Source organism: Marinomonas communis, assembly GCF_004363305.1.
In the GTDB taxonomy this organism is placed as follows: domain Bacteria; phylum Pseudomonadota; class Gammaproteobacteria; order Pseudomonadales; family Marinomonadaceae; genus Marinomonas; species Marinomonas communis.
The window spans coordinates 1050189-1066664 of the sequence record NZ_SNZA01000001.1; the positions used below are offsets into that span (position 1 = coordinate 1050189).

Here is a 16476-nt window from a genome sequence, read left to right on the forward strand (position 1 = left end):
ATGTAAGCGATAAAAAGGATATCCGAAGCAAAGCCAATGCAAAGAACACCTATGCTCAAGTTTTAACCATATCCGCCGCTAACACTCCATTGGCTCAGAAAAGTGGCTTATAAAAGGATTTAAGGTATGGCGCATATTTCCATCACTGGCTTGAACTCAACAACACTCTCGTTATCCAGTTCTCGTTCAATCGACACGACGGTTACTCAATCTACCTCCAGTGAATTGCAGGCCGCTCTAACTGAGTTAAGTACGTCCATCGTGAAGCAAAGTGACTCAGACATTCTCGCTGATTCCACTTTTTCTTTAACACGCCCCAAAGGCGATCCGTACAACTTATATGAAGATCAACCCGAGCTTAAAGAACTCGCCAAAGCGCTAGCAGAACGCTTAGATGGGCCTGTTCATGAGGCCAATTCAGACCACTTTTTTTATCAAGACAGCATGCGTGATTTTCTGCGAGCCGGAGTATTAACCGACCCAGAATTCCTCGATATGGCAACTTCCATGAGTGATGAAGAGCTGGCAGATTTTGCCGTAACAATTAAAGCGATGATGTTGCCTGCCTCTTTAAACTACACAAGTCATAACGAAGCCGAGCGCTCCTATAAGGATAAAGTGGCCGAGTTTGTTAACGTATTAAAAGACAGCAATACGACTGACCGCACCGCCATACTCAATCGCTCTGCGGACTATGCAAAGCAAGTCGATGTGGATGCTGCGGTGAGCTTTGAGCAAAATGTCTTTGGCCAAACGCTAACTAACTTTAAGTTTGATCCTTATCGCAGCGATACCTCGGCCAACAATTTACATAACTATATTTCTGCCGTTGTCACGACCGAAGATCCTGCTGCACTCACTCAACAGCTTGATAATATGAGCGATGAAGCCCAAAAAGGACTGCTCAATATTTATGGTTTAGATACTGAACTTGGTGAGCGCTTATCGACACTCATTGGTACAGAAGGCAGTAATGTTCCATCCTCACTACTCAGCGCTCTGGGAGAGATGGCAGATTCGGTCAAGATTTCCTTCATCACTTCGGATGTGGACAAACAGTTTGGTTACTCTTGGCTCGGTGATGAAGTGTTATTAAAAGATAATGAAGAAAGCCAAGGACGAGACTTCGCCTTAGATTCTGTTTCCAGCATGATCACAACACTGGAGCGATACGACTTTTCGCAAGAGCAAAAAGAAACCATGGGCAGTGAGTTAAGTAATTTATCTAATCCAGAGAAACGTGCTTACATCGAGATCACCACCACTGGCCTTGATGATATGTTGCAAAGCAAAGTAGATGAAAGCTTTAACAAAAAGAACCTGGATGAAGCGATCGAAGTGGTAAGCACTCTTCGCAGTAATCAAAATGTGCTCTCACTGGTGAATGGCGCTCGCTATCATGACGTAACACTTATTGAGCGACCTGATATCGAAGAGGGACAAACCGTGGTAGCGCTAGAAGGTGCCGCCGTGTTCAAAGACTTAAATACAGCTATACGGGAATCCCGAGTTTTATTAAACGCATTTCCAGAACGAGTGAATATGGTGAATGGTCACTCTGTAAAAGGTCATGAAAGCGAAAATCTTTACAGCGCCAAAAGCTTGGATGTGTACAAACAAGACGTCAATAACCTCGTTAGCACATTGGTCGCCTTTGAAAGCATGCATGGTGACAGCACAGCCGCTGAGACGGCCTCTCTCGACCAATTTGCCGAGACTCTGACAGATATGCATTCCGGTATTCGAGATGAAACCTTAGCACGAGTCAGCGATGAGCTAGATACCCACTCACTTCGAGAAAAAGCCACTGAAAACACTCAACTAGCCTTCTTCTCAAGCCTCATACAGCAAATGGCGTTTGAGACAGAGTGTGATTTTCGGAACCAGTAAATAACGCATCAATACTCAAAGGGCTTAGGTGATTAAAGCCCTTTGATCTTGTGATGAATGCAAATCGCAGAATGGGCATCGTTGGCAGCGTACAGGATTTGGCTTTCAGATAGAGGATAAGCCCCCCAATTAGATTTTTGTGCCCCCTTACCCAGACGCGCGTGCAACACCATCGCTACACCAGCTCTAGCGCCAATGTCGTTCTTTTCACTGGCCAATCTTTTCAAGGTTTTAGCGAGGTCTTCTGTATTGACGATGCTAATGCCAAGCTTGCTACGTAACTCGCGATTATCGTCCTTTAGGCCAAATCCCACTTTTTGAATCTGAGGATTCGCTAGGATTTCTGCCGCAGCCTCGAGTGCTACTGGAAAACGTGTTGGGAATAAAAAGCCTTGTGTCGCTGTTGCCAGTTGAATCAACGTAGGCCCAGGACTCACTTCGCCTTTACGAAAAATCGGTTTACTTTCCGTGTCATATCCGACACTGACTTGCTGTCGCAATACAGCCAATGCTTGAGCGGCGTCAGCTTCGCTCTCAACGACCAAAATATCGGCCAGCGCCAACCCCTTATAAGTGGGCAATTGATTAATCTGTTCTTTTGTTGGCCGTTGCATCGCGCTGCTCTTGTCTTGTCTCTAGGAAGGCCTGTTTATTTACGCGAATTATATAAGCTTGTCGAGAGAGGATCGTATCCAATAGGGAAATATAAGAAGAAATAGAGCTGCTTTATTTGTATATACAAATAAATACAAATCGCACAATTTATGTGCTAATTTGACATTTGACGCACCCTAAAGCGCCATAAAATAAAAACAAACACCCAAAGATTGTATATACATGCTGGCATGGCAATTGCTATCCCATGTTTATCCATCTCATCAAAAGGGAGCTATCTAATGGATACTAACCAGGTTCAAACGGCCTCAATGGGCTCATCTGTTCTCAAACTGATTCTTTTCAGTCTGATCGGCATTGTGTTTTTCTTTGTGCCCATCACAATCAACGAAAAGAGCACCATTCCTCTTGATCACATCATCTCTTGGCTGCGCTCTGATCATACGTCGACCATACGAATTTACGCCTTAGCGGTAGTCATTGCTGGTGGCATTTACCCTTTTATCAATGGCTCATGGAAGCAAGGCACCACCAATGTGGTGCTATCTATCCTGAAGGTATTAGGGATCTTTGCCGCAATGCTGGCATTTTTCAGCGTTGGGCCTGCATTCTTATTCGAGAAAGACATGCTGCCATTCCTGTTTGAAAAACTCGTCGTTCCAGTAGGTCTGATCGTACCGATTGGCGCTATCTTCCTAGCTTTTCTGCTTGGCTTTGGACTACTTGAATGGGTCGGCGTCTTACTCCAACCGGTGATGAAGCCACTGTTTAAAACGCCTGGAAAGTCGGCCATTGATGCGGTCGCCTCTTTTGTTGGTAGCTACTCAGTTGGTCTATTGATCACCAATAAGGTTTACAAAGAAGGCCAATACTCAGCCAAAGAAGCGGCCATTATCGCTACGGGCTTCTCCACAGTCTCTGCCACCTTTATGATCGTTGTAGCGAAAACCCTAGGCTTAATGGAAGTATGGAATACCTTCTTTTGGAGCACTTTAGTTATCACGTTCGTTGTAACCGCTATTAGCGTGCGTTTGCCACCCATTCGCTCAATGGATGACACCAAAGCGCAACCTGAGACTACGGACTTCCCACACTCTCGTTGGAAACAAGCTATGTCAGAAGGCCTAGCAGTGGCTCAACAAGCGGAGCCGTTATCCAAACTGATCCTTAAAAATGCGAAAGACGGCTTGATCATGGCCATGAGCATCTTACCGTCGATTATGTCTATTGGCCTGATCGGATTGTTACTTGCGAAATACACTCCAGTGTTCGACTGGTTGGGGCTGCTGTTTTACCCATTTGCTTGGTTACTTCAATTACCTGACCCTGCTCTCGTGGCGAAAGCCTCAGCAACGGGCTTGGCTGAAATGTTCTTACCAGCCTTGATCGCAGCAAAAAGTGTGTTTGTAGTGAAATACGTGGTGGGTGTGATCTCTATCTCGTCGATCCTGTTCTTCTCTGCTTCTATCCCTTGTATTTTGTCGACTCAAATCCCGATCTCGATTAAACAAATACTGGTTGTTTGGTACATCCGAACCGTACTGACCATGATCCTAGCCACACCTGTTGCTTACTTCTTAGCTGGCTAACCTCACTAGCTTTAACCGTGAAGTAACTTTTGGCGACGGATGAACGCATTTTTCATCCGCCGCCAATACTCCCCCTCTTGTATATCCAACCTAAGCATCCGATACTCTGCATTCAGCTTATGTATTACCATTTCAAGGAGTTTGCTATTCACGCTTACACTTCCCTGTTACGAATCTTTCAGAGCAAAGGATTGTTATGAAAACGCCCAAGAGACTACAGCCCCTTATTGAAGACGGCTTAATCGATGAAGTCATCAGCCAACTGATGAGCGGTAAAGAAGCGACCGTGTTTATGGTCCGCTGTGGGTCAGAGATTCGTTGTGCCAAGGTGTATAAAGACGCAGGCAAACACAGCTTTAAACAAGCGGTTCAATACCGTGAAGGCCGTAAAGTGCGTAACAGTCGCCAAGCCCGCGCCATGGCCAAAGGTTCAAAATACGGCCGAGAAGAGCAAGAGTCCCTATGGCACAACGCCGAAGTGGATGCACTCTACAAACTGGCTCAAGCCAATGTTCGTGTGCCTAAGCCCTATGGTTGCATTGATGGCGTACTGTTAATGGAACTAATCACTGATGCGGACGGCGATGTGGCACCGCGTTTAAACGATGTGAAACTTACACAAGAAGAAGCCCTCGCCCATCACTCGCAAGTCATCCGTGATGTGGTGCGTATGCTCTGCGCTGGCCTCGTCCATGGGGACTTATCCGAATTTAACGTCCTAGTCGACCAAGATGGTCCCGTGATCATCGACCTTCCTCAAGCAGTCGACGCGGTGGCGAATAACCATGCCGAATGGATGCTAGAGCGCGATATCAACAATATGCGCGATTACTACGGCCAATTCGCCCCTGAGCTACTTACCACACAGTACGCCAAAGAGATTTGGGAGATCTATGAGTCAGGCAAACTCACCCCTGAAACAGAGTTAACCGGTCACTTTGATGAACCGACTGAATCCGCTGATGTGGATGCCGTGATGTCAGAGATCCAAGAAGCGTTTAAAGAAGAGCAAGAGAGATTGGCTCGGATGCAGAGTGCGGATGAGGATTAAGTAATTCGGTAATCAACTTAGGGCAGAATGAACTTATTTGATCTGCCCTCACTTTTCTAAGCTGAGACCAGTTTGTAACAGTTTTTGCCGGACATTTTGGCAGAGTACAAGGCTTCGTCCACTGAGCGTAACGCGGTACGATGCGCTTTAGCGTTATGTCGCACGCCACCAAGGCTAATCGTAACGGGTCGTCCGATACCAAATGAATGATGGGAAATACCGTCTAACAAACGATCAAGTTCAGCAGTAAACTTATCCTCGCTCTCACCGTACATGACGAGAATAAACTCTTCGCCACCCCAACGACCAGCCACACCATTCGCGCCACATATACTGCGCATAATATCGGCGATCCCCACCAGCACCTCATCGCCAGCACTATGACCAAATTCATCGTTCACTTGTTTGAAATTATCAACGTCCGCCATAGCAATAAACAAATCTTGGTCAGAATTGAGGAGTAAGTCTTCCATATAACGACGGTTATATAGACCTGTCAGAGGATCTGTCAGCGCTTGTATTTTCAGCTTTTCATTGGATTCTTGTAGCAGTTTATGGGATGCCCGACGACTGAACTCGTAATAGCACGACAGGATAAACAGCAGTAAATAGATCACAACTGTATTTGAAAAAGAATCAATGTCCCATGGGGCAGGTTGCCATACACCTAGGTTATTCTCAGCAAACCAAGCAATAAAAGCTAAATACGCACCGCTGTACAACGCGCCATAAAGAAACCCTAATAGAAAGACACTCAAAACAGGGGTAACAAATGCCCAAGCCAACGAATAGTCGAGATTGTGACGATCTAAAATCACCATCAAACAGACACCGGAGACCATTAACAACAATATGAAGGACGCCAGAAGAACACGTCGAAAGAACAGCAAAGCGGATAACGAGATAAGCCCCATTAACGTACCAATGGCGTCCACGAGTAAAAGGGGTGGGTAGTAATCAATGACTAAATTATAAAAGGCAAAAAATGCCGCAACACCAGTACAAGCAAATATGGAGATCAGCACCAAACTGAGGTGGCGATACTGCTCATCGGATTTAGACACGTCCAGATATTTCACTAATAGAGATTCAATCACCCTTGCATCCTTCATTACCAATATGGTCATCCTTTCTTCATCCCTGTCCGTCCTTGCAAGAATTATTCAAACGATAATACATAAAAAATCGCTTTGATACTTTAGGGCAGGTCAATGCAGCCTATTTGAAAGTAGCATTGCTTGATGACAGTGAGTCATGAGAGGAATACATGACGCTTAACATTCATCTGAAACACCTACCCTCCACTTAAAATCTTCTTAAATTCTCGATCTACCGTCCTTAATGTTGACCAAATTTAGGTATCTCCATTACCTTTGAGGACCACATCCCAATACAAGCTAGGCACTAGAGGAACTTATGACTATAAGCTTACCGACAAATTCTAAAATGCTGATGAAAGAGTTTACTTTTGGTGTCGCAACGGCCTCGTTTCAGATCGAAGGTGCCAACAGCGCTGATGGCCGCTTACCTTGTATCTGGGACACATTTTGTGCAACACCCGGCAAAGTATTGAATGGTGACGATGGCTCCAAAGCCTGTAACCATTACAACCTTTGGCAAGAGGACGTACAACTCATCAAAAGCTTGGGCGTCGATGCGTATCGGCTTTCGATTGCGTGGCCAAGGCTGATGGATGAGAAAGGACAAGCCAATGAAAAAGGCATCGAGTTTTATCGTAACCTCCTCAGATCTCTGAAAGCACAAGGTTTACAAACCTTTGTAACACTTTATCACTGGGATTTACCTCAATACCTTGAAGATCGTGGCGGCTGGGTCAACCGAGAAACGGCTTATCGTTTTGTCGAGTACGCTGAACTGGCGACCAAAGAGCTCGGTGAGTGGGTGGACTCTTGGGCGACCTTCAACGAACCTTTCTGTGCAGCCATTTTAGGTTACGAATATGGCATCCATGCTCCAGGGCTAACCTCTCCCAAATATGGCCGACAAGCAGCGCATCACATTCTATTAGCGCACGGTTTGGCATTGCCTGTGATTCGTCGTAACAGCCCCAATAGCAAAGTTGGCATCGTACTCAATATGAATCGTACCTACCCAGCTTCAGCCAAAAGCGAAGACCAGTTCGCAGCCTTGGTTCGCGAGACCCTAGAGAATCAATTCTTTATCGAGCCATTGCTTAAAGCACAATATCCGAAACTGCTGGAAAAAGTACTACCAGACCATCTACCGACGGTACTGCCCGGAGACATGGACATCATCTCTCGCCCTATCGACTTTCTAGGTATGAACTTCTACACCTGCAATCATAATGAATTCGATGAAAACACTTTATTCAAAGATGTTAAGAGCAAACAACAGGTTGAATACACCGACATCGGCTGGGAAATCGCACCCCACGCCTTCAGCGAACTGCTGATCAACCTGAATGAGCAATATTCACTACCACCGATGTTTATTACTGAAAATGGTGCCGCCTGCGCAGATGTGATAGTCGATGGTGAGGTAAACGATGAGCAGCGTGTTCGTTACCTAAACGGCCATATTAACGCCGTGAACGATGCTATCGAGGCCGGTGTGGATATTCGTGGTTACTTTGCTTGGAGTTTAATGGACAACTTCGAATGGGCCGAAGGATACAGCAAACGTTTCGGGCTTTGTTACGTCGACTACGACACCCAAAAGCGCACCATTAAGCGCAGTGGTAAAGCTTATAAAGCCTTACTGGAAAGCCGCTGCTAAGCCCCGACTCGATCTCAGTTCAGGGGCTGCTAAAATAGAAGTAATTTTTGCAGCCCCTTCAGAAACTTACGCGAATACGAAGTATTTACGAACGGTTTCAACCACTTCCCAAGTACCTTTCATACCTGGCTCGATCACAAATACATCACCGCCTTTAAGGTGCTTAGGCTCTTCACCTTCTGGCGTGATGATGCAGTAACCTTCTAGAAAGTGACAGAACTCCCATTTGTCGTAAGCAACTTCAAATTTACCAGGAGTACAAATCCAAGTGCCCATGATCTTGCTGCCATCTTCAGATAGGTAAGCATTTAGGTTTACAGTATGTGGTTCACCTTCGATACGCTTCCATTTTGTTGCATCAACAACAGGCGTAGGGCAAGTTTCACGCATTACGGTAATGAAATCAGACATCACAGTTCCATTTATAGAGTTAATGAGACTGCATTGTAGAGCGCACAAAAGTGCTTGGGTTGCCTCGTTCCGACCAAATGTTGTGTGATTCCTGCTCTAATTTACTGGCTGGGAAATGGTAAGGGCAGGTATGACTTTGAGGCAGATGATCTTAATTTTCATCTGACCCCAATAGTTGTACCCTTGTCAACGTGGAGTATATAACCCCGTTTCAACCAGTTCTTGAAAGTTTATTGCGTCTAGCTCACTAAAACCATTAGCAATACAATCACTCTTTAGCCATGAGGCTAGTGACACAAACAAGTTGTCCAAACTCTCGTGCTTATAACGTTCTTCAACACTAGGATACGTGGCTAAAGTGTTTGCAGCTATCCAGCGATTCATATGATCGAGGTAGCTTGGATGTGTTGGTGCTAACTCAGCACAAACATGCTCAACTAGCTGATAAATATAATATAGAAGGTATGGCAGTCTGCTATATAAAAATGCCCATAAAGACAGATACTGCTCCCCATGCGCAAAAATGAAGTTGATGTTTCTACTTTCAGTTTTTAACGTTTTTCGTGACGTAAATAAATGCATTGCTTTATTACACACACCATCAAAGCTATCTTCGATAGATTTATCGTAGCGTAGTTTAGCGATGTAGCTGGCATCAAAACTTTCTAAGCCCGGAAAGTCAAGTTTGTTAAGCACCTGCTTAATTCGAGAAATATGCCCACCAAGACCTCCCGTACTGTTAGGAGATAACTTTTTCTGATCATTGGTAAAGTCTTCAATGAATTGCTTACGATCTAGAACCATTGACTCCAATACAAACAAGCTTTCTTGAAGTGGTTTTCGAATTAGCATGTATGAAACTGTCAATTTCCCTTTCTTTGAAGCCTGAAGAGCTTCATAAATACAATGCATCATGTCGGAAAGCAAAGCAGGGAGAACTGTGGAGCGAATAACCAGAGAACTTTCTTGGTACATTTTATTTTCTTCCAACCATTCTATTACGTGCTGCTCCGTAGACTCTAAAGATTTAGCTTCGACTTCTTTCAGATCAAAAGTTTGACTGAATGCTTTTTGGCTTTCAGCGGAATGAAGAAGTTGCACCATAATATCATGAATTAAAAAGCATAAATCATGAGAACCTTTGAACTTGCTATCTAATATTTCCATTCTTACTATCCAACTGCGAAAAGGGTATAACGCCCTAATCAGCCGCGCGCTTTTTGCGTCGGCTGGATTTGCTTGTTAGCTTCTCAGCCTGGCTAAGAACAGAATCCTTGACGTTTGGAGCCAATAAGCTAATAACTTCTACCGCATGTTCAAAAACTAACTTAGTATCTTTCTTATTTTTGAACTTTCCTGCATGGGCAATTTCGTTTCGATGAGTGTTAATTGACTCAATTTTCTTTTGTATTGGTTTTATTTCGTCCCAAGTGTTAGTTGCCTTAGAAGCTGGGATAATTAACTGTCTTAACTTTCCCGCAATACCGTTCGCTGACTTTAAAAGTGAATTGACAAAGTCCTCAGGGAGATCATGACGCTCTTGCAAGTAGTGTCTAATATAAATATTTGAGGCGATTTCTGATGCTGTTGCCACTCGCATAATAGATGCAGACCAATCTTCTCGTTCGAACAAACTCACGGCTTTCTTCCAATTAGAAAGAAGCTTCTCATCATCACTTCTTTCATCATAAGGTTTCTTATTATTATCACCCAACTTTAATTCTCCATTAGTAGAAGCTAACAATTAAGGGTTATACGGGAGCGTAGCTGCGGCTATAACCCACTGTTGAACGGCCGCGTTGTCTATATAGGGGATTTGCTTTTTTCATGGTGGGACTTCCCTGTTAAATAACTCGCTAAAACCAAAGATCCTCTGGTCTATTCCGCATCAGATGCGTCTTTGATCGCCGCTATGTTGATCCTTTATTGGCTCTTTTGTAACGTGATTCAACAAGCAAGGCAAGCGCTTCCCTCAGACGTTATGATCTGATCTATTTTTATACCCTGACCTCAATGAGCGCTAATGCTAACTACCATTGTCCCATGGCAGCATGACACGAGGCTGTTCCGTCACGTTACTCTCAGTGACGTCACCAAGATAAGTAACAGTTCGCTCTCCACAAACAGGACACGAACATCCTGATTCAGCTACCTTTTCACTGTCTTCCTCAGCTATTGCAGCTATTAGGGTCAGATGAAAAATTCACTCCTATAAGAGCCGGTTAGCGGTGTTCCATGCGTTTGATTTGCGCTGACGGTCGAAGGGAGGTACGACCGGAGATGTGCGCAAGCAAATTGAATTGCATGGAACGGCGCAGCAAAGCGGTTGGTGAGGCCGAAGCTGGTTATCAGCAACTTAGCGATATTATCAAAGTTGCGATATTTATCCCCGACAGAGTCGGGTCATACGGCTTTGGAGCTTCAATTTGTCGTGGAGGTTGTTGGTTTGTCGCGGGTGCAACCCGCTCACACAAAAGATTGTTTGGTTAGTCGTTTAGCAAGGTTGTCGAGTTTGCAGGCTGTTCCCTCGGGGACCGAGGTCCTACAACGTGGAGAGTTCGATTTGTCGCTTAGAATTCGATATTCATCCCCGACAGAGTCGGGTCGTATGGCTTTGAATCTTCGGTTTGCCGCAGATATTGCGAAGCTTTTCCCTCGGAAACCGAGGTCCTACAAGGGTGAGATTTTCACAAATCAATAACTACACCGAACAGTAAAGAAAAAACTGTTGACGATGGCAGTCAAGTCTATTAATTTTACCTTATCGTTTAGTTATTAACTTTGATGCCAAGGGGCATTGTTTCATCCGATAGGAGTCTTTCATGCAAAGCAATAATGGTTACTACGGTGAGTTTGGCGGGAGTTACATCCCTGAGATTCTCTACTCTAGCCAGCAGCAAATTCTTCACGCTTTTGAAGAGGCGAAGAACGATCCAGCGTTTATTGCGGAGTTGAAGGACACTTGGCAGAACTATTCTGGCCGCCCTACGCCGTTGACGTTTTGTAAGAACCTAACTGACCACTTTGGCGGTGCGCAGATTTATCTAAAACGTGAAGATTTGAACCAGTCTGGTGCGCATAAGATGAATAACGTGATCGGCCAAGCGCTGTTGGTGAAGCGTATGGGTAAAAAGCGAGTGATCGCGGAAACCGGTGCGGGTCAGCACGGTGTGGCGACGGCGTTGATCGCGGCGCGTTTGGGTCTTGAGTGTACCATTTACATGGGTGCCAAAGACGTGAAGCGTCAGTACCCGAACGTGTTCTGGATGAAGCAACTGGGTGCGACGGTTGTGCCTGTTGCCGAAGGTGCGCAGACGCTGCGTGACGCCTTGGACGAAGCATTACGTGACTGGTCTTCGAGCCATGAAGACAGCCACTACCTGATCGGTACGACTTGTGGTTGTGCGCCATTCCCAGAGATGGTGGCGTTCTTCCAGTCTGTGATCGGTGAAGAAGTGAAAGAGCAAAGTATGGCGCAGTTTGGCCAATACCCTGATCGCTTGTACGCGTGTGTGGGTGGCGGTTCCAATGCTTGTGGTTTGTTCTTGCCATTCCTAGAGGAAAAACAAGTAGAAATGGTCGGCGTTGAAGCCGGCGGTAAAGGCTTGGAGCTAGGCCAACACTCGATCCGTCTATCCAACGGTTTGGGTCAAAAAGGTATCGCGCAAGGCTTTGCGACCATGTTCTTACAAGATGAAAACGGTCAGCTACAAGAAACACATTCGATCGCAGCGGGCCTGGATTACGTGGGCGTGTCCCCCATCATTGCTCACTTGGCGCAAGAAGGTCGCATTCAGATGACCTACGCCATGGACGACGAAGTGGTTGCAGCGTGTGCATTGTTGCTGAAAAAAGAAGGCATTATTCCAGCGTTGGAGTCATCTCACGCTCTAGCGGGTGCGTTTAAAGATGCGCCAAACCTGCCAAAAGAATCACGTATCGTGATCAACTTGTCAGGCCGTGGCGATAAAGACATCTTTAACGTGGCGAAAGCCATGAACGATGCGACCTTCCCTGAGTTCTTGGAAGATTACTTAGCCGACTACAACACAGACAATCAAGGGGAAGCGTAAGCATGAGTCAGTTAGCACAATACATCGCTGAAAAGCGTCAACAAAAGCCAATTTTGTCCATGACGCACGTGGTTTACGGCTACCCAACGGTAAAAGATAGTTTGGATTGGATGGCAACTCTGTTAGAGGCTGGCGCGGACTTTATCGAAGTGCAGTTCCCGTTCTCTGATCCAGTGGCCGATGGCCCGACGATTGTGGCAGCTTGTCACGGTGCCCTACACGATCAGCAGTTATCCGTTGAACAGTGTTTAAAAGACATCGGTCAGTTAGGCCGTGATTTTCCTCAAGCGCGTATCGCTCTAATGAGTTACCTAAATCCAATGTACCGTTACGGTTTGGAAAAGCTGGTGAAGCGTTGTGCCGAGGAAAACATTCTTGGTTTGATCCTACCGGACTTGCCATATGAACAAGCCGGAGATTTACGCACTTACTGCGATGCGAATGGCATTGATCCTGTGTGGTTGGTGACACCTGTGACACCAAAAGATCGTTTGGCGTTCTTGGCGAGCGAAGCACGCGGTTTCTTGTACTGTGTGGCACGTTCAGGCGTAACAGGTAATTCAAATCACAATGGCGGCCCACAGCAGTCGTTGGATGAGTACCTAGCGGAAATCAATGAGCATTCTAATGCGCCAATCGGTGTGGGTTTTGGTATCCGTGAAAAAGCCCATGTAGACGCGCTGAAAGGCAAAGCTGATGTGGCAATCATTGGTTCTGCGCTGTTGGATGCGTACAACAAAGGCGGTAAAGAAGAAGGCTTGAAGCTGTTTAATAGCTTGTTTAACTAAATAACTTGCTGAACTAAACACTGTGTCACTGCGAAAAGACGCTTCAATTCGTTGAAGCGTCTTTTTTTGCTTTATACCACTTTAAAACTCCCGACATGGCTTTCTAGTGCTTGATACAAGGAAGAGATCTGTCGCGCTTGCTCGTTGATCAGTTGAGCCACTTGTTTAGCGGCTTCGGTCTGTGAGTTGAGGTGAACGAGATTTTCATTGATCTCATTGGCCACTTTTGATTGCTCACTGGTTGCTTGGGCAGTTTGCGCCGCCATACCTTCGACTTTGGCAAAAGACTGATGCAACGAATGGAACATTTCGGTGACTTTACCGAAGTTTTCAGAGGTTGTTAGCGCATTTTCTCTGCTGGATTTCGTGGATGCTGATGTGGCTTTGACGCTTTCTTTGAGCTGGTCAATCATCACTTCAATCTCGTTAGTACTGTCTTGAGTTCGAGTTGCCAGCGTCCTGACTTCATCGGCCACGACAGCAAAGCCACGTCCTTGCTCTCCTGCTCTGGCGGCTTCGATGGCTGCATTCAGTGCCAGTAGATTGGTTTGCTCGGCAATGTTTCGTATCACTTCTAAAACAGAAGCAATTGCCTCAGAGCTTACTTCAAGCTGTTTAGCATGACTTTCTGCTTGCTCTATTTCTGTTACCAATGCCGAGACAGCCTGCTGGGATTGGTTCACCGCTTGGATGCCTTGCTCCGTCAAAGTATTGGAATCAGAGGCCTCTTGTGCCGTGTTGGTCGCCACGCTCGCCATTTCTTGATTAGACATATTCATTTCATGGCCAGCACTGACAATGAACTCTGAGGAGTTGGCCAGTGAAAGTGTGATCTCCTTAGTTTGGTTTGATGCATCGTTTAAAGAGTGGGTCACGCCACCGAGAGATTTTGATTGCTCACCAATCCCTGCCACCATGACACGCAAGGTTTCAACAAACCCGTCAAATTCTCTGGCGAGATCCCCTAGTTCATCTTTTGAGTCAGAATTAATTCTCTGAGTCAGATCCCCATCACCTTCGGCAATTTCTTTGATGCGCGCGGAAATATGCTCGATGTTACGAGTAATCACTCGTGGCACGATGTAACCGAAAATCAAGGCTGCGATAAATGCGATGGCTATTACGATGATTGCAATGGTTTGATAGGACTGTATTTGTTCTGCCGTTCTCTGCTCCATGGTCCGAGCATAGCTTTGCACCTTTTCGCCGGCCTGATCTAGCATATCTCGAATGGCTTCAAAGCTTTGCTCCACGGCTAGAAACTCTTGAGGGACAGTGCTGGAGTCTTCGGACACATGGGCGCTTATGTAGCGTTGGCTGCCTTGCACCCAAGTGTTAAATAGCACATCAAAACTGCGATACTCGTCTAACCATTGAGGTTCATTTTTTAGGTAGATACGATACTCATTAAAATGCTCAATCACTTGAGCTGCGTTGTCTTGAAACGCCTTGAGCACCGCTTCTTTGCTTTCCAGCCCATTACGAAGGTGCTGTACTGCCAAACGGGCCTGATAAAGATCCCTGTCAGCATTTAACACAGCGCTAATGGCTTCTAAGTAGCGTTCTAGTTTCGCTGCAGAGACTTCGCCATTAAGCGCTCTAGTTTTATCCCTTAAGGTTTCCCCTGCTTTATCCAACATAGCTCGAATGCTAGCGAATTGCTGATCCAGCTCCATTTCCTGAGCTGTGCGTTGATGGCGTAATTCCGTGTTAGTTTGCAAACGTTCACTTTGTTGTAGCCAAGTTTGAAAAAGGTCATCAAAACCAACAAAAGGCTCAACCAGTTCTGGGGGCTCTTCGGCAAGATAGCTTCTGTAAAGCTGAAAACGGTCAAAAACTTGCTGTGCATTTTCAGAAAAGTCTTTTAGGTTTTTAGACTGGTCACCTTCGCCGGTAAGCAGTTTTTCTTGAGCCAAACGCGCTTGGTAAATATCTCGATCGGCGTTCAAAACCTCAGAAATAGCTTCGAAGTAATGCTCCGCTTGGGTTCTCATGGCTTGCGCTTGAAGCGAACTCATAAACACCATAAAACCAAACAAGCCCATCAAAATTGCCGCCAAGCATATAATGGGAAGCATTACTTTGACTCGAATAGAATGGACACGCATCATCAGATCCTTTGACTATCATTTGGTAGGAAAGTCTAGGCAAAGGATCAAAATTCCGCCAAGTACGATTGGCATTTTTATTAAGAGAAAGCGTTTAGCGAAAGTACGGCAAGTTCTTGGTTTAAATAAAGCAATACGCCAACACAGCGCCGCCGACCGCCATGAACACTGTTTCACCAACAAGAATAAGCAATGGCGCCATGCCAACTTCTTTAAGTTTATTTAACCGAGTCCGCATGCCAATTGCCGCAATGGCGAACACTAAACACCAACGAGACAGATGAGCCAAGAATTCGGTCGCAATTTCAGGAATCCACCCCATAGTGTTCACAACCACTAAGCCAATGAAAACTAATAGAAAAGGTGGTACTGGGAACTTTTTAGCAACGTTTTGACTCTGGCTTTTTCGCGCCAGCATTAGCGCTAAAATAAAGACAATGGGCGCAAGCATCGCTACACGAAACAGCTTTACCACCGTTGCATTATCACCAGTGTATTCAGAAACACCGTAACCTGCGCCTACCACTTGGGCCACATCATGGATGGTTGCACCTAAAAAGAACCCTGTTTGACGTTCATCTAAACCAATCCAGTTGGCAATCATAGGGTACACAATCATGGCCGTGGTGCTCATGGCGGTAATCCCTACAATGGTAAAGACCACTGAACGATTAGTGTTATCATTCTTAGGCAGCACTGATGCGACAGCAGCCGTTGCCGATGCCCCACAAATCGCTACTGCGCAGCCAGCCAACAGCCCCATGTTTTCCGGTAACTTCAATAGCTTTCCGGCGACGACACCAATCATAATCACGGCTAACACCAATAGTCCTGTACACAATAAGACAGGCCAACCAAAATCCGTCAGGGAGCTGATGGTGATTCTGGCTCCAAGTAGTGCCACTCCGGTACGCAGCAATGTGGATGCAGTAAACTCTAGACCGGAGCAGGTTTTCTCTTCGTCCGCCATAAAGTTAAAGCTCATGCCTAATAGCAATGCCATCAACATTACTGGTGCACCATAGTGTTCACTTAAAAAGGCCGCCGACAATCCCATCACGATAGCCAGCATGATGCCAGGAATTTTAGGCGCAAAAAGTCTCATTGGGTTATACATGACGTACCCATTGTATAGATATATAGAGTGTTGTTTGGGAAAGAGGCGGCGAACACCGCCTCTTATTTTGAAGAGCT

The 16476-nt window shown here is 45.7% G+C and carries 13 protein-coding genes and 1 pseudogene; 6 read left to right on the forward strand and 8 right to left on the reverse strand.

What is annotated here, in order from left to right:
• Window positions 1–126 precede the first annotated feature (126 nt).
• Window positions 127–1890, forward strand: coding sequence for a hypothetical protein (locus C8D85_RS04935; protein WP_133560225.1), 1764 nt, complete (start codon window positions 127–129; stop codon window positions 1888–1890).
• Between the two features lie 32 nt (window positions 1891–1922).
• Here C8D85_RS04935 and C8D85_RS04940 read toward each other — a convergent pair whose 3' ends face one another.
• Window positions 1923–2504 (reverse strand): 3'-5' exonuclease, encoded by a 582-nt coding sequence (locus C8D85_RS04940; protein ID WP_133560226.1) that lies wholly within the window; start codon window positions 2502–2504, stop codon window positions 1923–1925.
• A gap of 282 nt (window positions 2505–2786) precedes the next feature.
• On the opposite strand from C8D85_RS04940, the gene C8D85_RS04945 reads away from it, so the two are divergent.
• Together C8D85_RS04945 and C8D85_RS04950 are read left to right on the forward strand one after the other, a co-directional pair.
• On the forward strand, window positions 2787–4094 hold the full coding sequence (locus tag C8D85_RS04945) for a YjiH family protein (RefSeq protein WP_133560227.1): 1308 nt from the start codon (window positions 2787–2789) through the stop codon (window positions 4092–4094).
• 196 nt (window positions 4095–4290) lie between these two features.
• Window positions 4291–5145, forward strand: coding sequence for a PA4780 family RIO1-like protein kinase (locus C8D85_RS04950; protein ID WP_133560228.1), 855 nt, complete (start codon window positions 4291–4293; stop codon window positions 5143–5145).
• A 56-nt stretch (window positions 5146–5201) separates the two neighbouring features.
• Here C8D85_RS04950 and C8D85_RS04955 read toward each other — a convergent pair whose 3' ends face one another.
• A complete protein-coding gene (locus C8D85_RS04955; protein WP_133560229.1) occupies window positions 5202–6272 on the reverse strand; it encodes a GGDEF domain-containing protein in 1071 nt (356 codons plus the stop codon).
• A 289-nt stretch (window positions 6273–6561) separates the two neighbouring features.
• Between C8D85_RS04955 and C8D85_RS04960 the strand changes: the two genes are divergently transcribed.
• Window positions 6562–7902, forward strand: coding sequence for a GH1 family beta-glucosidase (locus C8D85_RS04960; protein WP_133560230.1), 1341 nt, complete (start codon window positions 6562–6564; stop codon window positions 7900–7902).
• A 66-nt stretch (window positions 7903–7968) separates the two neighbouring features.
• On the opposite strand, the gene C8D85_RS04965 is transcribed toward C8D85_RS04960, so the two are convergent.
• From C8D85_RS04965 to C8D85_RS18280, 4 genes and pseudogenes are all read right to left on the reverse strand, one after another.
• Window positions 7969–8313 (reverse strand): cupin domain-containing protein, encoded by a 345-nt coding sequence (locus tag C8D85_RS04965; RefSeq protein ID WP_055461276.1) that lies wholly within the window; start codon window positions 8311–8313, stop codon window positions 7969–7971.
• A gap of 186 nt (window positions 8314–8499) precedes the next feature.
• Window positions 8500–9480 carry a hypothetical protein gene (locus C8D85_RS04970; RefSeq protein WP_133560231.1) on the reverse strand — a complete coding sequence of 327 codons (981 nt, stop codon included), beginning with the start codon at window positions 9478–9480 and terminating at the stop codon, window positions 8500–8502.
• A 34-nt stretch (window positions 9481–9514) separates the two neighbouring features.
• Window positions 9515–10027: a hypothetical protein gene (locus C8D85_RS04975; protein ID WP_133560232.1), complete on the reverse strand. Its 513-nt coding sequence runs from the start codon at window positions 10025–10027 to the stop codon at window positions 9515–9517.
• 312 nt (window positions 10028–10339) lie between these two features.
• Window positions 10340–10483: pseudogene (locus tag C8D85_RS18280) on the reverse strand (IS91 family transposase); the annotation flags it as partial.
• A gap of 652 nt (window positions 10484–11135) precedes the next feature.
• On the opposite strand from C8D85_RS18280, the gene trpB reads away from it, so the two are divergent.
• Complete coding sequence (trpB, locus tag C8D85_RS04985; protein ID WP_133560233.1) at window positions 11136–12386, forward strand: tryptophan synthase subunit beta; 1251 nt, start codon at window positions 11136–11138, stop codon at window positions 12384–12386.
• Between the two features lie 2 nt (window positions 12387–12388).
• Window positions 12389–13174 (forward strand): tryptophan synthase subunit alpha, encoded by a 786-nt coding sequence (trpA, locus tag C8D85_RS04990; protein ID WP_133560234.1) that lies wholly within the window; start codon window positions 12389–12391, stop codon window positions 13172–13174.
• Between the two features lie 71 nt (window positions 13175–13245).
• Here the strand turns inward: trpA and C8D85_RS04995 are convergent, their stop codons facing one another.
• Window positions 13246–15252, reverse strand: coding sequence for a methyl-accepting chemotaxis protein (locus C8D85_RS04995; RefSeq protein WP_244936906.1), 2007 nt, complete (start codon window positions 15250–15252; stop codon window positions 13246–13248).
• Window positions 15253–15403: 151 nt separating this feature from the next.
• Entirely contained in the window at window positions 15404–16399 is a 996-nt protein-coding gene (locus tag C8D85_RS05000; RefSeq protein WP_133560236.1) for a YeiH family protein, read from the reverse strand.
• Window positions 16400–16476 lie beyond the last annotated feature (77 nt).

Coding starts and splice junctions, on each gene's coding strand:
- C8D85_RS04935 (WP_133560225.1), top strand. CDS start 127: ATGGCGCATATTTCCATCACTGGCTTGAACTCAACAACACTCTCGTTA.
- C8D85_RS04940 (WP_133560226.1), bottom strand. CDS start 2,504: ATGCAACGGCCAACAAAAGAACAGATTAATCAATTGCCCACTTATAAG.
- C8D85_RS04945 (WP_133560227.1), top strand. CDS start 2,787: ATGGATACTAACCAGGTTCAAACGGCCTCAATGGGCTCATCTGTTCTC.
- C8D85_RS04950 (WP_133560228.1), top strand. CDS start 4,291: ATGAAAACGCCCAAGAGACTACAGCCCCTTATTGAAGACGGCTTAATC.
- C8D85_RS04955 (WP_133560229.1), bottom strand. CDS start 6,272: ATGACCATATTGGTAATGAAGGATGCAAGGGTGATTGAATCTCTATTA.
- C8D85_RS04960 (WP_133560230.1), top strand. CDS start 6,562: ATGACTATAAGCTTACCGACAAATTCTAAAATGCTGATGAAAGAGTTT.
- C8D85_RS04965 (WP_055461276.1), bottom strand. CDS start 8,313: ATGTCTGATTTCATTACCGTAATGCGTGAAACTTGCCCTACGCCTGTT.
- C8D85_RS04970 (WP_133560231.1), bottom strand. CDS start 9,480: ATGGAAATATTAGATAGCAAGTTCAAAGGTTCTCATGATTTATGCTTT.
- trpB (WP_133560233.1), top strand. CDS start 11,136: ATGCAAAGCAATAATGGTTACTACGGTGAGTTTGGCGGGAGTTACATC.
- trpA (WP_133560234.1), top strand. CDS start 12,389: ATGAGTCAGTTAGCACAATACATCGCTGAAAAGCGTCAACAAAAGCCA.
- C8D85_RS04995 (WP_244936906.1), bottom strand. CDS start 15,252: ATGCTTCCCATTATATGCTTGGCGGCAATTTTGATGGGCTTGTTTGGT.
- C8D85_RS05000 (WP_133560236.1), bottom strand. CDS start 16,399: ATGTATAACCCAATGAGACTTTTTGCGCCTAAAATTCCTGGCATCATG.